We start from the raw sequence: 15,810 nt of genomic DNA on the forward strand, positions 1-15,810 counted from the left end.
AAAAATGACTGATAACAGCAAGAGAATATTGGTAGTCGGAGCCGGTTTCGCCGGCATGTGGAGCGCGCTGGGTGCGGCTCGCCTGCTGGACATCGCAAACAAGTCGGGAGAGCGAATCGAAGTGGTCTTGATTGCGCCCGAGCCAATGCTGCACGTCCGGCCGCGTCTTCACGAATCCAATCCACTAGGCATGAAAGCGCCCTTGTTGCCGCTCTTCGCGGCAACTGGGGTTCGCTTTATCCAGGGCAGCGTGAGTGACATTCGTGCGCCGGCCCGCGAAGTTGAGGCCGTCGGCGCGGACGGAAACACATTCACGGTACGGTATGACAAGCTTGTGCTGGCCAGCGGAAGTTCGCTCTTTCGTCCTCCGGTGCCGGGCCTCGCTACGGCGGCGTTCAGTATCGACCAGATCGGGGACGCTGCGCTTCTCGAAGCGCATCTCGGCAATCTCGCCGATCAACCTGATACGCCCGCGCGCAACACGGTGGTCGTGGTGGGCGGCGGATTTACGGGCATCGAGATAGCGACTGAGCTTCCGGAGCGCTTGCGGTCCGTGCTGGGGAGCACCGCGTCCGTGAATGTGATCGTGATAGAACAAGCCGATGCAATCGGCCCGGATCTCGGCCTCGGTCCCCGTCCTGTGATTGAGCAAGCATTGACCGAACTCGGCATAACACTGCGTCTGGGCACGGCAGTGAGCGCCATCGATACCGATGGGATCGTCACATCGACCGGCGAGCGCATCGATACAAAGACGGTGATCTGGACAGCGGGCATGCGCGCCAACGCGCTCACGAAAAAGCTTGACGCCGAGCGCGATCGGCTCGGTCGCTTGCATGTGGATGCGGACCTGCGTGTGTTGGGAACAGAAGACATCTTCGCCGCCGGCGATGTCGCCTTCGCCGCTACCGACGACGCGGGAAATCACGCGCTCATGTCATGCCAGCACGCGATGAACATGGGCCGGTTCGGGGGCCACAATGTGGCGGCTGATCTGGTCGGCGTGGAGCTTTTGCCTTATCGGCAGCCGGTATATGTGACGTGCCTCGATCTCGGATCGTGGGGGGCGGTTTATACCGAAGGCTGGGATCGCCAGATCAAGCTCGTCGGCCCGGAAGCGAAAGCGCTCAAGCGGCAGATTTGCACCGAGTGGATCTATCCGCCTGCTGCCGATCGCGAAGCAGCATTCGCCGCGGCCGATCCCGCGGTCTCGGTAGTCGCTTAGGCTGGCAGCCGGCGTCGCTGCGCCTTCAGCACTTCATCGGCGCGCAATCCCGTCAACTGCTCATATAACGCCGGCGCAGTAGCGCCCTCTGTGTTCAGCAGCAGCACGCTCGACCGTTCATCGAGCCCGAGCGCAGCGCGATCTTCCGCGCTGCTGCTCGCCTGGATAAGCCCGGCAAGACCCGCCGCGCCCGACTCCCCCGCCACGACAGGCACATCGCGCTCAGCACCCTGGGCGAAGATCCGCATGGCATCGACGGCGGCATCGTCGGAAATGGTCATGAAGAAATCGGCGAGAACGGCCAGGAAACGCCACGCAAGCGGCGATGCCTCTCCGCAAGCAAGGCCAGCCATGATCGAGTCGACAGAGCCGGTAGCGAGCGCTGCCCGTCCTCTGACCGCGCTTTGAAACAGGCAATCCGCCTGGCCCGGCTCGACAATCACGCAAAGCGGCCGCCGCTCGCCGAAGCGTTCGGCGAAATAACTGACGACGCCAGCCGCCAGTCCGCCCACGCCACCCTGAATGAACACGTGCGTATAAGGATCTTCGCCACCTTGCTCGATTGCCTCGGCGGCGATCGTCCCGTATCCCTGCATCACATCGCGCGGGATAGTTTCATATCCGTCGTATGAGGTATCAGAAACGACGTGCCAGCCGTGCTCTTCTGCCAGGCGCGCGGCCTCCTTCACCGACTCGTCATAGTTGCCGTCGATCTGCACGATCTGCGCACCCAACTGTTCTATGGTGATACGCCGTTCATCGTTCACGTGGCGATGCAGCACGATCACGCACCGGCAACCAATACTGCGCGCAGCCGCGGCCAATGCACGGCCGTGATTGCCATCGGTCGCGCTGATGACCGTGAAGTCCTGCATCAACGCCTTGTAATGCCCAGCGGTTAACTTCGCCGGAACGAAGTCCTTCTCAGGCCAAAGGCGTCGAATCAAACGGATCAGCGCAATGGGTGCACCCAGCGCCTTGAAGCTGCCAAGCGGAGAACGATGGCCTTCGTCCTTCACCCTGATCGATCCAACACGCAGTCGGGCAGCAAGATTCGGCAGAGCCCACAACGGTGTCGGACCGGCGTTCAATCCATCCCATGTCGATAACCACGCGCGGCTTTCATCGGCGGCTTGAATGTTCAGGATGTCGCGAAGCGATTCGTCGTAACGCCCACGGCGCGCGCTGGTGTTATGTTGCAGCATCAAACTTTCCTCTGGATCGGGTTCTGGTCAGCGACGACCGGCAGTTTCGTGCACACGATCTCAGCCAAATAACGCGCGCCAATGGGCAAGACGGCGTCGTTGAAATCGTAGCGGGCGTTGTGAAGCGGCGTCGCACCCGGCTCGCCCTCAGCGCCATTGCCGATGAACGCAAAGTTTCCAGGCACTACCTGAAGGAAAGCGCCGAAGTCTTCCGAGATCATCATCGGGGCCACGTTGCCGTCTACATTCGCCGCGCCCACGATCGCCGTCGCGGCCGTGATCGCTGTTGGAACGCATTCCGGCGTATTCACCGTGGGAACAAACTCATACGTGTATTCGAACGAACATTCGGCGCCGTGAGCCGCGCAAATGCCCTCACTGATGCTGCGCATCCGGCTCTCGAGCAAGCGCTGCACGTCAGGCGTGTAGCTGCGTGTATCGCCCTTGATGATCACGTGTCCCGGAATCGCGTTGCGAATGCCATCGGTGAACAACTCCGTGCAGGAGATCACCGCAGGCACACCGGGATCGACACTCCTCGATACAACCGTCTGCAAAGCCAGCACAATCTCTGCGGCAATCACAATTGGATCGATGGTCATATGCGGCCGCGCAGCATGGCCGCCGAGTCCATTAATACGGATAACGAAATTATCCTCACTCGCCATGATGCCGCCGGCCCGCGTTGCGATGGCGCCCGCCCGCAAGCCTGGAATGTTGTGAACACCATAGATTTCATCTACAGGAAAGCGCTCGAACAGTTTGTCGGCGATCATCGCCTTCGCGCCCTTGCCGTGTTCTTCGGCAGGCTGAAAGATGAAACGCACGGTCCCGTTGAAATCGCGCCGCTCGCATAAGAGCTTCGCCGCACCGAGCACCATGCTCATGTGGCCATCGTGTCCGCAAGCGTGGGACTTGCCGGCGCGAACGGATGCATGGCTGCGCTCCGGTGCTTGCTCATGAATGTTGAGCGCGTCCATCTCCGCGCGTAGACCAATCACATCACGACCGTCGCCGCAAGACAGGCTCGCGACAAATCCCGTTCCGCCGATCCCCCGTGTTACCTCAAGCCCGAAGCCCTCAAGCACCTCCGCCGCGAAGGCGCTCGTCTCGTGTTCCTCGAAACCGGTCTCGGGCGCGCGATGAAAGCGGTGTCGCCACTGCGTCAATTGACGATCGAAGTCCAAGGCCGCGCTGCTTGTGTCCATCATGTTTCTCCCCGTGTCCGCTCGATTCCTGCTGTGCTCCAGTATAGGAACCGTCTGCTGAGAAAAAATCTCATTTAGATGCCGATGACCGATAATTCCGTTCTATTTTCAGCCCTTAAATTCGACAAACGCTGCGTTCATCCCAGGACACCCCATGGCACTCGACCGGCTGGACGTTCGAATCCTCAACCTGCTGCAAGAGAACGCGGCTACGCCGCTACGCGTGCTTGCCACCGAGGCCAATGCATCGGTCGCAACCTGTCAGCGCCGGATCGCGCAGTTGCGCTCGGACGGCGTGTTGCTGAAGGAGGTCGCTATTGTTGATCGCATGCGGGTCGGCAGGCCGCTGACCGTGTTTGTATCGGTGGAACTGGACAAGCAGAACGACTCGCTATTGCGCGCGTTCGAGCGCCGCATGATGGCGGAAGGCGATGTGATGGCCTGCTACGAAGTGTCGGGCGAGTTCGATTTTCTGCTGATCGTGAACTCGGCGTCCATGGAGCGGTATCACGCGTTCACGCGGCGGTTGTTTTCGTCGAACAACAACGTGCGCAACTTCAAGAGCAACTTCGCGATGAACTGCTCGAAGTTCGAGACGAAGATTCAGATCGACGACCCGGAAGAGGCTGACAGCGGATCGGCTTGAGCGTTGCTTCGCCGGCTCCACCGGTCATCAAGGCTTGAGCGTGGTTCAACCCTTCGCCGTTCGCGTCAAGCCCGCCTCAATCCCCCGACGAACGCCGCTATGCGATCGCAAGCCTGCGCGAGCCGGGTTTCATCGACGACAAAACCCAGCCTCACGTAACCGTTCGCCGTCTCGCCGAATGCGCTGGCATCGAGTAGCGAAACGCCTTGCGCACGGAATAACTGCCAACTGAATTCATAAGCATCCAGGCCCGTGCCGGTCACGTCCACCATCATGAACATGCCTGCCTCGGGCAACAAACAATGCAGGCCCGGCACATCGCGAAGACGATTGAACACGACGTCGCGCCGCCGCCGGTAAATCTCGCGCATGTCCGCCACGATCTGCGCGCGGTTCTCGAGTGCGGTCAACGCCGCTTCCTGAATAAAACCCGGCAGGCCGTAGAGCATGCAGAGCGCAAGCCGTCCGAGATGTTCGATGAGCGTCTTCGGTCCGATCACCCAGCCCACGCGCCAACCCGGCATGGCGTGCGACTTGGACAAACTGCCAAGCGTCACCGTGCGCTCGGCCATCCCCGCAAGCGATGCAATACTCACGTGCTCGCGCTCAAAAGTCAGGTCTGCATAGACCTCGTCGGAGACGATCCAGAGATCATGCTTCTGAGCCAGTTCGGCGATACGTTCAAGATCTTCACGCGGCATCACCACGCCCGTCGGATTGCAGGGCGTGGCGAAGAAAATTGCTTTCGTGCGAGGGGTGATCGCTGCCTCGAGCGCCGTGCAGTCCAGATGAAATGCTCTCGCAGGATCAACGGCCACGGGTACCAGCGTGGCGCCCGATGCGCGGACGCTGGCCTCGTAGGTCAGGTACATCGGCTCGGGTACGATAATCTCGTCGCCTGCTTCGCACAGGCACAAGGACGTAGCGAAGAGCCCGTTCTGCGCGCCCGCGACCACGATCACATTGCTCGCATCCACGCTCATGCCGGTCTGACGCGCGTGATCCCGCGCAATGGCCGAGCGCAGCGGCTCGCGCCCGATCACTTCCGCGTAATGCGTGTCGCCGGCGCGCAGCGCCGCCACCGCACGATCGACGATCACTTCGGGCGTAGCGAAGTCTGGATCACCAACGCTCAGGATGATGACGTCCTCGCCGTTCTGCAAAGCCTGCTGCGCGGCGTGGTGGATTTCCCATGCAGCCGTGCGCTTGCCTTGCAGGCGCTCGACGAGGTTCGAATACTTCATGCGCTCACTCCCTGAAGCGTGCCGAATGATTCGGCACGCGATGATTTCAATTCGATCGAATCAATTATAAAGTCCGCCGGAACGCAAACGTCAAGCGCCTGTGTCGGCGACCCTTCGCGCTTTCGTTCTCTCACCGGCAGTCTCCGCGCCCAGGTTCGCCGCGAGATAACTCAACAACGCCTGGATGCGCAGCGAACGCCCCTTGCGCGTAGGCACCAGTGCGATGACCGGCGCGCTGCCGAAATCCCATTCGCTCAGGAGCCTCACCAGCTTGCCTGCCGCGACCGCGTCCGCCACATCCCATTGCGAGCGCAACGCGAGCCCAAGGCCCTCTTCCGCCCAACGGCGAGCGACGCTGCCATCGTTCGTGGTGAACGCCGGCGTGACGCGCAGCGTGGTTGGCGACGACAGTTTCCTGCCCGCGTCCGACTTGCGCCGACGCACCCGCCAAAGCGTCACGTCCTCATCGTTCTCGCGAATACAGATGCAGTCGTGTTCGAGAATCTCGCGCGGCTCGCGCGGATAACCACGTGCCGCGATATAACCCGGGCTCGCGCACAACCAGCGTTCGTTCGCGAGCAATGGCCGCGCGCTCCAGGACGAGTCGCGGACAGTGCCGATCTGGATCACGATATCGGCGGCATGGCTTTGGGGCCACGGCGTTTCGAGCAGGTCGAGCTGCAGGCGAATCCCCGGGTTCGCGCGGGCGAACCGCGCCAGCAGCGGCGCAATATGCACGCGTCCAAAACCGAACGGCGCGGCAATCCGAATATGCCCGGCGAGTTGCGCGGTCTGATCGCGGAAGGTGTCCGGCAGTGCCTCGATAGCGCTCAGCAACCCTTGTGCTTCGCGCGCCAGCCTTGCGCCGTCCGGAGTCAGCGACATATGCCGTGCATCGCGGGTAGCGAGCGTCACGCCCAGCGCTTTCTCCAGCTTCTTGAGCCGCATGGAGAGCGCCGATGGCGTCACGTTCAGGACGCGCGCCGCCGCGCTCAGGGATTCCGAGCGCGCGAGCATGGTGACGAGCCTGAGGTCAGCGAGTTCCATCGTTCAATTTTGCTTAAGGATAGATGTGGCTGATTTTAAACACAGCTTAGGGTTTCATTAGTAAAGTTGCTTCCATCATGCCAAATCAATCTACCCCAACTTATCCGAAAGCGGTGCTGTTCGACCTGCTGACCGCCCTGCTCGATTCATGGAGCCTGTGGAATCGTGCAGCCGGCAGTGAAACCGCGGGCCGCGCGTGGCGCGCGGAATACTTGGCGCTGACCTACGGCTGCGGCGCCTACGTTCCCTATGAGGAACTCGTACGCCAGGCCGCGTTGCAGGTCGGCTTGCGTGAATCGGCCGCCCGCGTGCTGGAAGCGCAATGGCTGCAACTTGCGCCCTGGAGCGGCGCGAAAGAAGTGCTGCGCAAGCTCGCGCCGCATTGCCGGCTGGCGATCGTGACCAACTGCTCAAAGCGTCTCGGCGAGCAGGCTGCGGGTCTGTTCGATATCGACTGGGACGTGATCGTGACCGCCGAAAGCGCGGGCTTCTACAAACCTGACCCGCGGCCGTATCAGATGGCGCTCGACCGGCTAAAGGTCGATGCGAAAGATGCGGCGTTCGTCGCGGGTTCAAGCTATGACATGTTCGGCACGGCCGTGACCGGCTTGCGCACGTACTGGCATAACCGCGTGGGTCTGGAGCGCGTGCCAGGCGCGCAGGCGCCCGAGATCGAAGCACCTACGCTTGACGCGCTGCTACCTTGGCTACGCGGATTCAACTTATCGAAGGGAGCGTCCACGTCATGACTCTGGATCAGATCGAAACCCCTGCCGCGTTGATCGACCGGCCGCGCATGGAGCGCAACATTGCCCGTATGCAAAGCCGGATGGACACGCTCGGTGTTGCGTTCCGTCCGCATGTGAAGACGACGAAGTGTGTGGAAGTCGCGCGGGCGCAGCGCGATGCGGGCGCCCGTGGCATCACGGTGTCGACGCTCAAGGAAGCCGAGCAGTTTTTCGCGGCAGGCTTCAGCGACATCCTGTACGCGGTGGGTATCGTTGCGTCGAAACTGCCTCGCGCGCTGGCGTTACGGCGCGCGGGATGCGATCTCAAACTGATCGTCGATAACCTGGAGGCTGCGCAAGCTGTTGCCGAGTTCGGCCGCGCTTATGGTGAAACCTTTGAGGTGTGGATCGAAATAGATACCGACGGTCATCGTTCCGGCGTCCAGCCTGATGAGTCTCGCTTGCTCGATATCGGGCGGATGCTGCATGGCAATGGTGAGCCTCATGGGGCGCGTCTTGGTGGCGTGATGACCCATGCAGGGTCGAGCTACGATCTCAACACACCCGACGCGCTGGCGGCGCTTGCGGAACAAGAACGTGCGGGTTGCGTGCGTGCTGCCGGGCGCTTGCGCGACGCGGGTTTGCCGTGTGATGTGGTGAGTGTTGGTTCCACGCCAACCGCGCTTGCGGCGCGGCATCTTGAAGGCGTCACGGAGGTGCGGGCGGGCGTGTATGTATTCTTCGATCTCGTCATGCGCAACGTTGGTGTCTGTGCGACGGACGATCTGGCGCTCAGCGTGTTGACGACGGTCATTGGTCATCAGGTTGACAAGGGCTGGGCTATCGTCGATGCCGGCTGGATGGCGATGAGTCGTGATCGCGGCACGGCGAAGCAAACGCACGACTACGGTTACGGGCAGGCTTGCATGCTCGATGGCGCACCGCTTGATGGATATATGCTCACGGGCGCGAACCAGGAGCATGGCATTCTTGCGAACGTGGATCATCGTGGCGGGGATGTTTCCGTACATCTGCCGGTTGGTACGCGGCTGTTGATTTTGCCGAATCATGCATGCGCTACCGGGGCGCAGTTTCCCGTTTATTACGCGCGCTCGGAGGAGGGTGAGGTGGTCGTGTGGGGGAGATTTTATGGTTGGTAGGGCGGGGCCCGCTGGGAGCGGGGTTGGGGCGTTAAGAGGTTGGTCAGTGCTGTGGGGGTGCGATGTTAGTGGTCAGGGTTGGCGTGGCAGGTTCCAGGGTTAGCGGTCGGAGTTGATGCCGGGTTGGTGCTTTCGGCCGTGGTGGTCTGCGAGAGTCGGATATTCTCTTTATCACTATTAGCCACTGTGCGTGGCGGCACGTCATTTCTTTGTCCAAAGCGACAAAGAAACGAAGCAAAGAAAACGCTTTCAACCACGCTACCCTAAGTGTCCACAGCGTGCAGTTTTCATTCATAGGTGCCCCAAAAGCACGGTGCTCGCCAGAGCCACGGATGTGTGAAACCCTCCTTCTCCGAACACCGATACCCACACGCTTCGCCACCAGTGATTGAACCTGCCCAAGGAGCACCCCGCGCTATCCGCGGACGACCACCACCAAATGTGTACGCGCCTCGAACCTCGTCGCCAACCCGCCAGGAAACGAGGCCGCAAAGATGCGGGCGGGCGTAACCGACGAAGATAGCTGTACAGAACGCGCAGTCAATTCACAAAAACTGAAGCAGTAACCACAAACACGCATGAAGCTGTGGCCTATGAATACGGTCGCACAAACCCGGTAGCTAACCTGTCAAAAAACCGCAGCCATAAATACCTGTAAGGCCGTGCGGGTTCCTTAGCAATTGTGCTTGCCCGAGAGCGTACGGGGCGAAGCGTGTTCGTGTCAGGATTCGCGAGAAGGAGGGGTTCAAACATCCTCCGCTCTGGCGAGCACCGTGCTTTTGGGGCACCTATGAATGAAAACTGCACGCTGTGGACACTTAGGGTAGAGCGGTTAAAGCGCTTTCTTTGCTTCGTTTCTTTGTCGCTTTGGACAAAGAAATGACGTGCCGCCACGCACAGTGGCTAATAGTGATAAAGAGAAAATCCAACTCTTGCAGACCACCACGGCCGAAAGCACCAACCCGGCATAGACCCCGACCACTAACCCCAGAACCGACCACCCCAACACTGACCCCGCCCACCTCGCCAAAACCCCAAACCCCGTCCACCGGCGCGAGCGAAAATCAACCGGCATCAAACTCAGCCTGAATCGCCACATGCACGTCATCCCCCACAGCCGGATACCACGTCGACAAACCGAACTGCGCGCGACTGAAATGTCCATCGGCGGAAAAGCCCAGCGTCTGTTGCTTGGTCAGCGGATCCTTTGCATGCCCGTTAAACGTGACTGCAAGCGTAACCGGCCGAGTCGTGCCCCGAATGGTCAGGTCACCGGTGAGTTCACCCTTGTTGTCCGCCGTGCGCTTGAACGCCGTACTCACGAAATGAATGGTCGGAGAATGCTCGACGTCCAGCATATCCGGACCCTTGACCATCTTGTCGAGAATAGGCACGTTGGTGTCGAGACTCGTTGCATCGATATCCACTGTCACCGTACTGTGATCCATGCCTGCCGCATCCCAGTTCAACTGCGCGGTAGTCTTGTCGAAACGCATGACGAAGCGCGAATACTTGAAGTGATCGACATCAAAACTGACGTTCCAGTGATGCGCGTCAAGCTGATAACGCCCCGCAGGAACGCTCGCTTCATCAGGCGACACTGAATGCGTCACCACGCTCAGCGCCGTACAGGCCGACATCGACAACGCTAACGCAATGAGCAAACCCGCGCGAAGCGTGTGAATGCGGGACAGCAATCTGAAGTCGTACATGATTGTCCTTTGAAGAGGTCGACACCTGTGACGCAAGTCATCGCAGCCGCCTACACTACTTGTAGAAAATGTAGTTGGCGATGTAAGGCGAGCTACCAATCTCATGTTCGGTCGAACACGGCGAGGCCGGCATCACGCCGCCCACGGTATTCACACGCTGAACATAACGAATAGCAGACAGCATGCCGCTCGCCGCGGTGCTACGCGTTTCGAGCAATAACTGCGGCACGCTCGCGGCGGTTTCGCTCGGCGTTTGCGCGATCACGTGACCCACGATCCGGCTACCATCGTCTGCCTCCCACGACGGCCCCGCGGAGTGCCGGATCAATGCCTGGCCGCTGGTATCGTAGAGCGTTGCCTGCGGGTTCTTGAACACCCAACCCAGATGATGCTGCGCATCGTATTCGCACGAATACACCTGCACGCCGGAAGCGGTCGTCGTCACGACGCGTTCCGCCTGAGGAGGATCAATAGAGGACGCAGCGGACGCGGCAGTGCTTGCAACGCAGACGGCCATCACAGCCGCCACCCGGCTCACGCGGTCAAGATGAATGAACATGAAACTCCTGCTTCAAGGAAATGGCTGACACATAGATTGTGCGCCCGGATTGTGCGCCTGCGGCCACGCTGCGGGCATATCGCCCCCGGTCCACCTCAGACCCGGTCCAGATTAGCCGACGCAAACGCCCAGTTCAAATGCTGCGACACGGTAGCAACAAGATAGTCGGGACGGCGGTTCTGATAGTCCAGGTAATACGCATGTTCCCACACGTCCACCGTCAACAACGGCGCGAGTCCGCGCGTGAACGGCGTTTCCGCGTTGCTCGTCTTGATGACCGCTAGCTCGCCCTGATCGAGTACCAGCCAGCCCCAGCCACTGCCGAACTGCGATGCCGACGTCGTCACCAATGCCTTCGTCAACGCCTCGGTCGAACCAAACTTGCGCACGATTGCAGCCTGGAGTTTGTCGCTCGGCTGAGTGGTAACCGGGCTCAGCGAATTCCAGTAAAAGTTGTGATTCCAGGCTTGCGCGGCGTTGTTGAAGACATCGGCGAGAGCGGGTTGATCGTGCGATCGCATGATCACTTGTTCAAGCGATGCCTGCGCCAGCGGCGTACCGGCCAGCAGCTTATGCAGGTTATCGAAATACGCGCGATGGTGCTTGCCGTAATGGAACCCGATGGTGCGCGCCGAGATCACCGGCTCAAGCGCGTTTTCCGCATAAGGCAGCGGCGGCAGCGTTTGCGGCGATGAACCCAGGTAAGCGGGCACAACGCTGAGCGTCGCTTTTGCATCGGCGGGAGATTGGGCCGACGTATCTTGCATGGAAGCGCTGAACGCAAACTTCGAGAGCGCGACGCTAGCCGACGCCAACGTTCCGCTTGCAATCAGGCGACGACGGGAAATAAGCGAATTAAGCATGTTGAAACCCGTAAGTGTGGAGTGATTGCAGCCATTACCGGTTCACCGGTCTGTCCTGGCTGCACTTTCACAACACCTCGCGTTCGGCGTCTATTCCATCGACTGCTCACATTATTGACCCCAGGCCGGAACAGGCAGAAGCGTTCAGGCACTGCGGTCATCGCCAGAAATTTGCCGGCCACGAGCGGGCTAACCACCAGGCCGACGCACCCACCGCTAACGATGCACCCACGCGCGTTGCCAAGGCGCTCATGGTCTCATTGGCCAACCGCGCGTTCCGCGAATCGGGCGTTCGACGCAAAGCTGCGTGCGTCGAGAACGGACAGGGTCGTCAACTGCGAGACCCAGCCCTGAACGCTCACACGATCAACCTTCGCGAAACAGGAAGCTATAAGCGTTCAACGCCGGTACGCCGCCAAGATGCGCATACAGCACCTTCGAGCCATCCGGGAACTCACCGCGTTTCACCTTATCAATCATGCCGTGCATGGACTTGCCTTCGTACACAGGGTCGGTCAACACGCCCTCCAGCTTCGCGCACAGGCGGATGGCCTCAAGCGTGCCTTCGTTCGGCAAACCGTATTCGGGTCCGCCATACCGTTCATCCAGCACGATATCGTTCAACGTGATGTCACGTCCCAGCTCCACTTGCTCAGCCGTTTGCCGCGCGATCCGGTGGATCTGCTCACGGGTCTTTTCAGGCTTGGCCGATGCGTCGATACCGATCACCCTATCCGCGCGTCCGTCCGCCGCAAAACCCACGACCATGCCGGCCTGCGTGCTGCCCGTGACCGAACAGACCACGATGTAGTCGAACTTGAAACCAAGCTCCGCTTCCTGCTGGCGCACTTCTTCCGCAAAACCCACGAAGCCCAGGCCGCCTAGCGGATGGTCCGAACAACCCGCCGGAATCGCGTAAGGCTTGCCGCCCGCCTTCCGTACACTTTCCAAAGCGTCTTCCCAGCTCTTGCGAAAGCCGATGTCGAAACCGTCCGCGACCAGGCGCACATCCGCGCCCATGATCCGCGACATCTGGATATTGCCAACGCGGTCATACACCGCGTCCGAGTAGTTCACCCAGTTTTCCTGCACCAGCACGCACTTCATGCCGAGGTGAGCAGCAACGGCCGCGACCTGACGCGTCTGGTTCGACTGAATCCCACCGATGGAGACGAGCGTGTCGCAGCCTTGCGCGATCGCTTCGGGGATCAGGTATTCGAGCTTGCGGGTTTTATTGCCGCCGAATGCGAGGCCGCTGTTGCAGTCTTCGCGCTTCGCATAGAGCTCGACCTTGCCGCCGAGATGTTCTGACAGCCGTGCGAGCGGCTGGATCGGCGTCGGCCCGAAAGTGAGCGTGTGACGGGGAAATTTCTTGAGGTTCATGTGTCGCTCCGATAGGCAGCCAAGTCGCCGCATTAATTTGCGTCGATGAGAAGTATGGTAAAAAACTTTGACTGAAGCAGGGTTGCGATTAAATTGTCGTTTGTTTAATTCTCACTGAATGAATGTCTAGTCAGCGTAATTAATGTGTGAAGGAATAGCTATGAGCGCAACAAAAGTTCGTGCTGTCTCACGTGTAAGCGGTCAATCGGGCGCCGAGCTGGACCGCGTCGACCGCGCGATCCTCAGGCTGCTTCAGCGCGACGCCTCTATTTCCAATGTTGCGCTCGCGGCCAAGGTGAACCTGAGTGCGCCCGCTTGTTTACGCCGCGTAGAACGGCTTAAACAAGCGGGTCTGATTCGGGGAATCGTAGCGTTGCTGGAACCAAAGAAGCTCAACGCGGGCATGTTGATGATCATCGGCGTGGTGCTTGACCGTTCGACGCCGGAGTCCTTCGCCGCGTTCGAAAAAGCTGCGCAAAAGGTCTCGGGATGCATGGAGTGCCACATTGTGACGGGTGAGTTCGACTGCTTCATGCTGGTACGCACGCGTGACAGCGAGAGCTTTAACCGCCTGCATGCCGAACAGTTGTTGTACTTGCCCGGTGTGCGCCAGGTCAGGACCTTTATGGTCCTGAAGGAAATCCTGTCGACAACCAGTTTCCCCATCTAGCATTTGCGCGTTTGGGCCGCCGGGTGCATGGCGCATGAACGGAGCCATTGCCAAGCTGAAGAATAATGACTATGTTTTGCGGGGTGGCAAACCACGCTTCAAGGTTCGGCCATGCCGATCCCCAGCCTGGCGATACGACCACGACAGATCACCGTGCCGGCGGCTTAAGCCCCATGCCGTCGGCCAACAAACCGGACCATAGGAATTTCCACGCATGACAACGACCGCACAATTCGACAACGTCTCGATCATCAAGCACGCCAATATCTACTTCGATGGCAAATGTGTCTCGCATACCATCCTGTTCGCCGATGGCACGCGCAAGACGCTAGGCGTCATTTTCCCGGCGCTGCTGACGTTCTCGACGCAAGCGCCGGAACAGATCGATGTCAACGCCGGACGATGCCGCGTGCGCAATCCGGGAGAGGAAGCGTGGCGTGAATATGGCGCCGGCGAGTCCATCACCGTGCCCGGCAACACGAGCTTCGAGATTGAAGTAATTGAAACCGTCGACTACGTCTGCCACTACTTTTGAGCGCAGGCTGGACCGTTCAAGTCAGGTGCGTACCCCGCGCCTGACTTGAACAAAAAGACGGTCGATTGACGAAGGATTTGTAACGCCGTCGGTCCACCGTCTTCGAGCAGCGCACGTTGCATGCGCATTACCTGGACGCGATTTGCCGACGCGCCGCCGCCGGACAAAGCTCCGCGTACATTTGAACAAGCCACGCGTGCGGGCAGTCGTCGCTGATGGAAATACCGTTCGCGTTGATGTCGCTCAAGCCGATCTGACGCGCCTGCAAGGCTGCGCTGAACGCGCAGCTTGCCCTATGCCGCACATAAAGCGCGCCGAGCACCGCGATAGCGAATATCGTCGCCCTGAGTCCAAATGTGCCGGGATGGCCCAACGGCACGTGCAGCAGCAAGACGATGCAAAGGCATGCCGCCGTCAGCACCGTCACCGACGCCGACAAGAGCACCGCATGGGCGCGCAATGTGATCGACAGGGTGGTTTGCATGACAGTCTCTTCTGGCTCGCGCCAAGCGGAATTTTCTTTCAATCTCGAACAAACCCCGGTTCCATCCGATGCGGCGTTTATATCGACCGGCAACGCGGAATGCGGCACTGATAGGCGAGCGAAAACCGCGCCACGTTGACCATAGAGTGCGCGAGACATGCTTAAGCGACGCTTATCCGCGCGCGGAGCGTTCAGTTACGAAAAATTGTTTTGAAAGCTTCGGCGCCGATCTGGGTCGCCGCCCAGGCTTTATTTGCTGATGGATGCCATCTGCCGGAGGCGTCGGGCCAGCGCCTTCGATACCACCGGCTTCGCGCCACCTTCGGCACTGCTGGCAGCCTCGCTTTCCTTGAGAAAAACTGCCGTCTCGCGGGCAACGATTTCCCGCTCGTTGTCAGAGGTGATCATGTGGTACGAATCGTCGAGATAGATGGTGCGCAGAACCGTCGAACCCATGTTCGCAGCAACGAACTGCGCGTTGCGCGGGCTGGATGTTTCGTCGTCGATCGCATGGATCAGCAGGCAATCGTTCTTGAGCGCCACCAGCGATTTTTTCACGCTCGCTGCAAGGCGGCTGGCCTCATGAAGCGCGGGGAGCGAGATGCTCGACGGGCCGACTTCGCTCAAGTCGTTACGCTGCATTGCCCGGCCGATCTTCGCGCGCAATGCCTCGTTGCGCAGTCCGAACGGCGCTTCCTCGCGGTACCGCCAGCGATTGCGCATCGGCGTGTAATAGGCCCAGCCGAGCAGGAAGCGATACCACGGTATCGCCCAGCCGTCGTAGTCAAGTGTGACGGACAGCAGCACGATAGCCTGCGCGCTGGGCCGCTCACGCACGAGCGCCAGTGCGAGCGTCGCGCCCATGGAAAGGCCGCACACGGATACACGCGGGTAACGCTCGCTCAGCGCATCGAATTCCCTGACGGCGGCCGCAACCCATGCTTCCATGCGTAATTCCGGCGTGCCCGCGCTGTAACCGTGAAGGTTGGGGGCGCACGTAGTGAGCCCTTCGCTGTTCAGGTATCGCGCGAGATGGCGCATTTCGAGCGGCGAACTGGACAGGCCGTGCAGCATCAGGACCGCATGGTCGCTGCCGGAGTAGAAGGTCGAAGCGTTCAACGCGGGCGTTTCCTTGGTCACG

Annotated in this window: 16 protein-coding genes; 6 read left to right on the forward strand and 10 right to left on the reverse strand. The window is 60.2% G+C overall.

The features are described from left to right. The first annotated feature begins 4 nt into the window (after positions 1-4). The gene (locus ACSQ8V_RS31130; protein WP_436208347.1) at positions 5-1,225 is read left to right on the forward strand and encodes an NAD(P)/FAD-dependent oxidoreductase; all 1,221 of its coding nucleotides are present in this window, start codon (positions 5-7) and stop codon (positions 1,223-1,225) included. On the opposite strand, the gene ACSQ8V_RS31135 is transcribed toward ACSQ8V_RS31130, so the two are convergent. Together ACSQ8V_RS31135 and ACSQ8V_RS31140 are read right to left on the reverse strand one after the other, a co-directional pair. Then, positions 1,222-2,430, reverse strand: a complete 1,209-nt coding sequence (locus tag ACSQ8V_RS31135; protein ID WP_436208348.1) for a diaminopropionate ammonia-lyase — start codon at positions 2,428-2,430, stop codon at positions 1,222-1,224. The two genes, ACSQ8V_RS31130 and ACSQ8V_RS31135, sit on opposite strands and share 4 nt — an antisense overlap. Continuing rightward, positions 2,430-3,641 (reverse strand): M20 aminoacylase family protein, encoded by a 1,212-nt coding sequence (locus ACSQ8V_RS31140; RefSeq protein ID WP_436208349.1) that lies wholly within the window; start codon positions 3,639-3,641, stop codon positions 2,430-2,432. Before ACSQ8V_RS31140 ends, ACSQ8V_RS31135 begins: the two co-directional genes overlap by 1 nt. A gap of 151 nt (positions 3,642-3,792) precedes the next feature. On the opposite strand from ACSQ8V_RS31140, the gene ACSQ8V_RS31145 reads away from it, so the two are divergent. Beyond that, a complete protein-coding gene (locus tag ACSQ8V_RS31145) occupies positions 3,793-4,284 on the forward strand; it encodes an Lrp/AsnC family transcriptional regulator (RefSeq protein WP_436185567.1) in 492 nt (163 codons plus the stop codon). Between the two features lie 65 nt (positions 4,285-4,349). On the opposite strand, the gene ACSQ8V_RS31150 is transcribed toward ACSQ8V_RS31145, so the two are convergent. Both ACSQ8V_RS31150 and ACSQ8V_RS31155 read right to left on the reverse strand, forming a co-directional pair. Further along, on the reverse strand, positions 4,350-5,528 hold the full coding sequence (locus ACSQ8V_RS31150; RefSeq protein ID WP_436208350.1) for a pyridoxal phosphate-dependent aminotransferase: 1,179 nt from the start codon (positions 5,526-5,528) through the stop codon (positions 4,350-4,352). Between the two features lie 90 nt (positions 5,529-5,618). Then, on the reverse strand, positions 5,619-6,575 hold the full coding sequence (locus ACSQ8V_RS31155; protein ID WP_436208351.1) for a LysR family transcriptional regulator: 957 nt from the start codon (positions 6,573-6,575) through the stop codon (positions 5,619-5,621). A 77-nt stretch (positions 6,576-6,652) separates the two neighbouring features. Between ACSQ8V_RS31155 and ACSQ8V_RS31160 the strand changes: the two genes are divergently transcribed. Together ACSQ8V_RS31160 and ACSQ8V_RS31165 are read left to right on the forward strand one after the other, a co-directional pair. Continuing rightward, on the forward strand, positions 6,653-7,324 hold the full coding sequence (locus tag ACSQ8V_RS31160; RefSeq protein ID WP_213765288.1) for an HAD-IA family hydrolase: 672 nt from the start codon (positions 6,653-6,655) through the stop codon (positions 7,322-7,324). Then, complete coding sequence (locus ACSQ8V_RS31165) at positions 7,321-8,463, forward strand: DSD1 family PLP-dependent enzyme (RefSeq protein WP_436208352.1); 1,143 nt, start codon at positions 7,321-7,323, stop codon at positions 8,461-8,463. Before ACSQ8V_RS31160 ends, ACSQ8V_RS31165 begins: the two co-directional genes overlap by 4 nt. Before the next feature lie 1,064 nt (positions 8,464-9,527). Here the strand turns inward: ACSQ8V_RS31165 and ACSQ8V_RS31170 are convergent. From ACSQ8V_RS31170 to ACSQ8V_RS31185, 4 genes are all read right to left on the reverse strand, one after another. After that, on the reverse strand, positions 9,528-10,175 hold the full coding sequence (locus ACSQ8V_RS31170) for a YceI family protein (protein WP_436208353.1): 648 nt from the start codon (positions 10,173-10,175) through the stop codon (positions 9,528-9,530). Between the two features lie 55 nt (positions 10,176-10,230). Next, complete coding sequence (locus tag ACSQ8V_RS31175) at positions 10,231-10,734, reverse strand: DUF3455 domain-containing protein (protein ID WP_255631852.1); 504 nt, start codon at positions 10,732-10,734, stop codon at positions 10,231-10,233. 95 nt (positions 10,735-10,829) lie between these two features. Next, on the reverse strand, positions 10,830-11,435 hold the full coding sequence (locus ACSQ8V_RS31180; RefSeq protein WP_255631858.1) for a superoxide dismutase: 606 nt from the start codon (positions 11,433-11,435) through the stop codon (positions 10,830-10,832). Positions 11,436-11,963: 528 nt separating this feature from the next. After that, the gene (locus tag ACSQ8V_RS31185; RefSeq protein WP_436185572.1) at positions 11,964-12,980 is read right to left on the reverse strand and encodes a 1-aminocyclopropane-1-carboxylate deaminase; all 1,017 of its coding nucleotides are present in this window, start codon (positions 12,978-12,980) and stop codon (positions 11,964-11,966) included. A 160-nt stretch (positions 12,981-13,140) separates the two neighbouring features. On the opposite strand from ACSQ8V_RS31185, the gene ACSQ8V_RS31190 reads away from it, so the two are divergent. Together ACSQ8V_RS31190 and ACSQ8V_RS31195 are read left to right on the forward strand one after the other, a co-directional pair. Then, positions 13,141-13,650: an Lrp/AsnC family transcriptional regulator gene (locus ACSQ8V_RS31190; protein ID WP_436185573.1), complete on the forward strand. Its 510-nt coding sequence runs from the start codon at positions 13,141-13,143 to the stop codon at positions 13,648-13,650. A 214-nt stretch (positions 13,651-13,864) separates the two neighbouring features. Then, positions 13,865-14,185 carry a pyrimidine/purine nucleoside phosphorylase gene (locus ACSQ8V_RS31195; RefSeq protein WP_158937956.1) on the forward strand — a complete coding sequence of 107 codons (321 nt, stop codon included), beginning with the start codon at positions 13,865-13,867 and terminating at the stop codon, positions 14,183-14,185. 127 nt (positions 14,186-14,312) lie between these two features. On the opposite strand, the gene ACSQ8V_RS31200 is transcribed toward ACSQ8V_RS31195, so the two are convergent. Both ACSQ8V_RS31200 and ACSQ8V_RS31205 read right to left on the reverse strand, forming a co-directional pair. Beyond that, positions 14,313-14,669, reverse strand: a complete 357-nt coding sequence (locus ACSQ8V_RS31200) for a hypothetical protein (RefSeq protein WP_436208354.1) — start codon at positions 14,667-14,669, stop codon at positions 14,313-14,315. Positions 14,670-14,918: 249 nt separating this feature from the next. Continuing rightward, positions 14,919-15,809, reverse strand: coding sequence for an alpha/beta hydrolase (locus tag ACSQ8V_RS31205; protein ID WP_436208355.1), 891 nt, complete (start codon positions 15,807-15,809; stop codon positions 14,919-14,921). Between the last annotated feature and the right edge of the window lies 1 nt (position 15,810).

The sequence above is a fragment of the Caballeronia sp. LjRoot31 genome (assembly GCF_964253885.1).
Classification (GTDB): domain Bacteria; phylum Pseudomonadota; class Gammaproteobacteria; order Burkholderiales; family Burkholderiaceae; genus Caballeronia.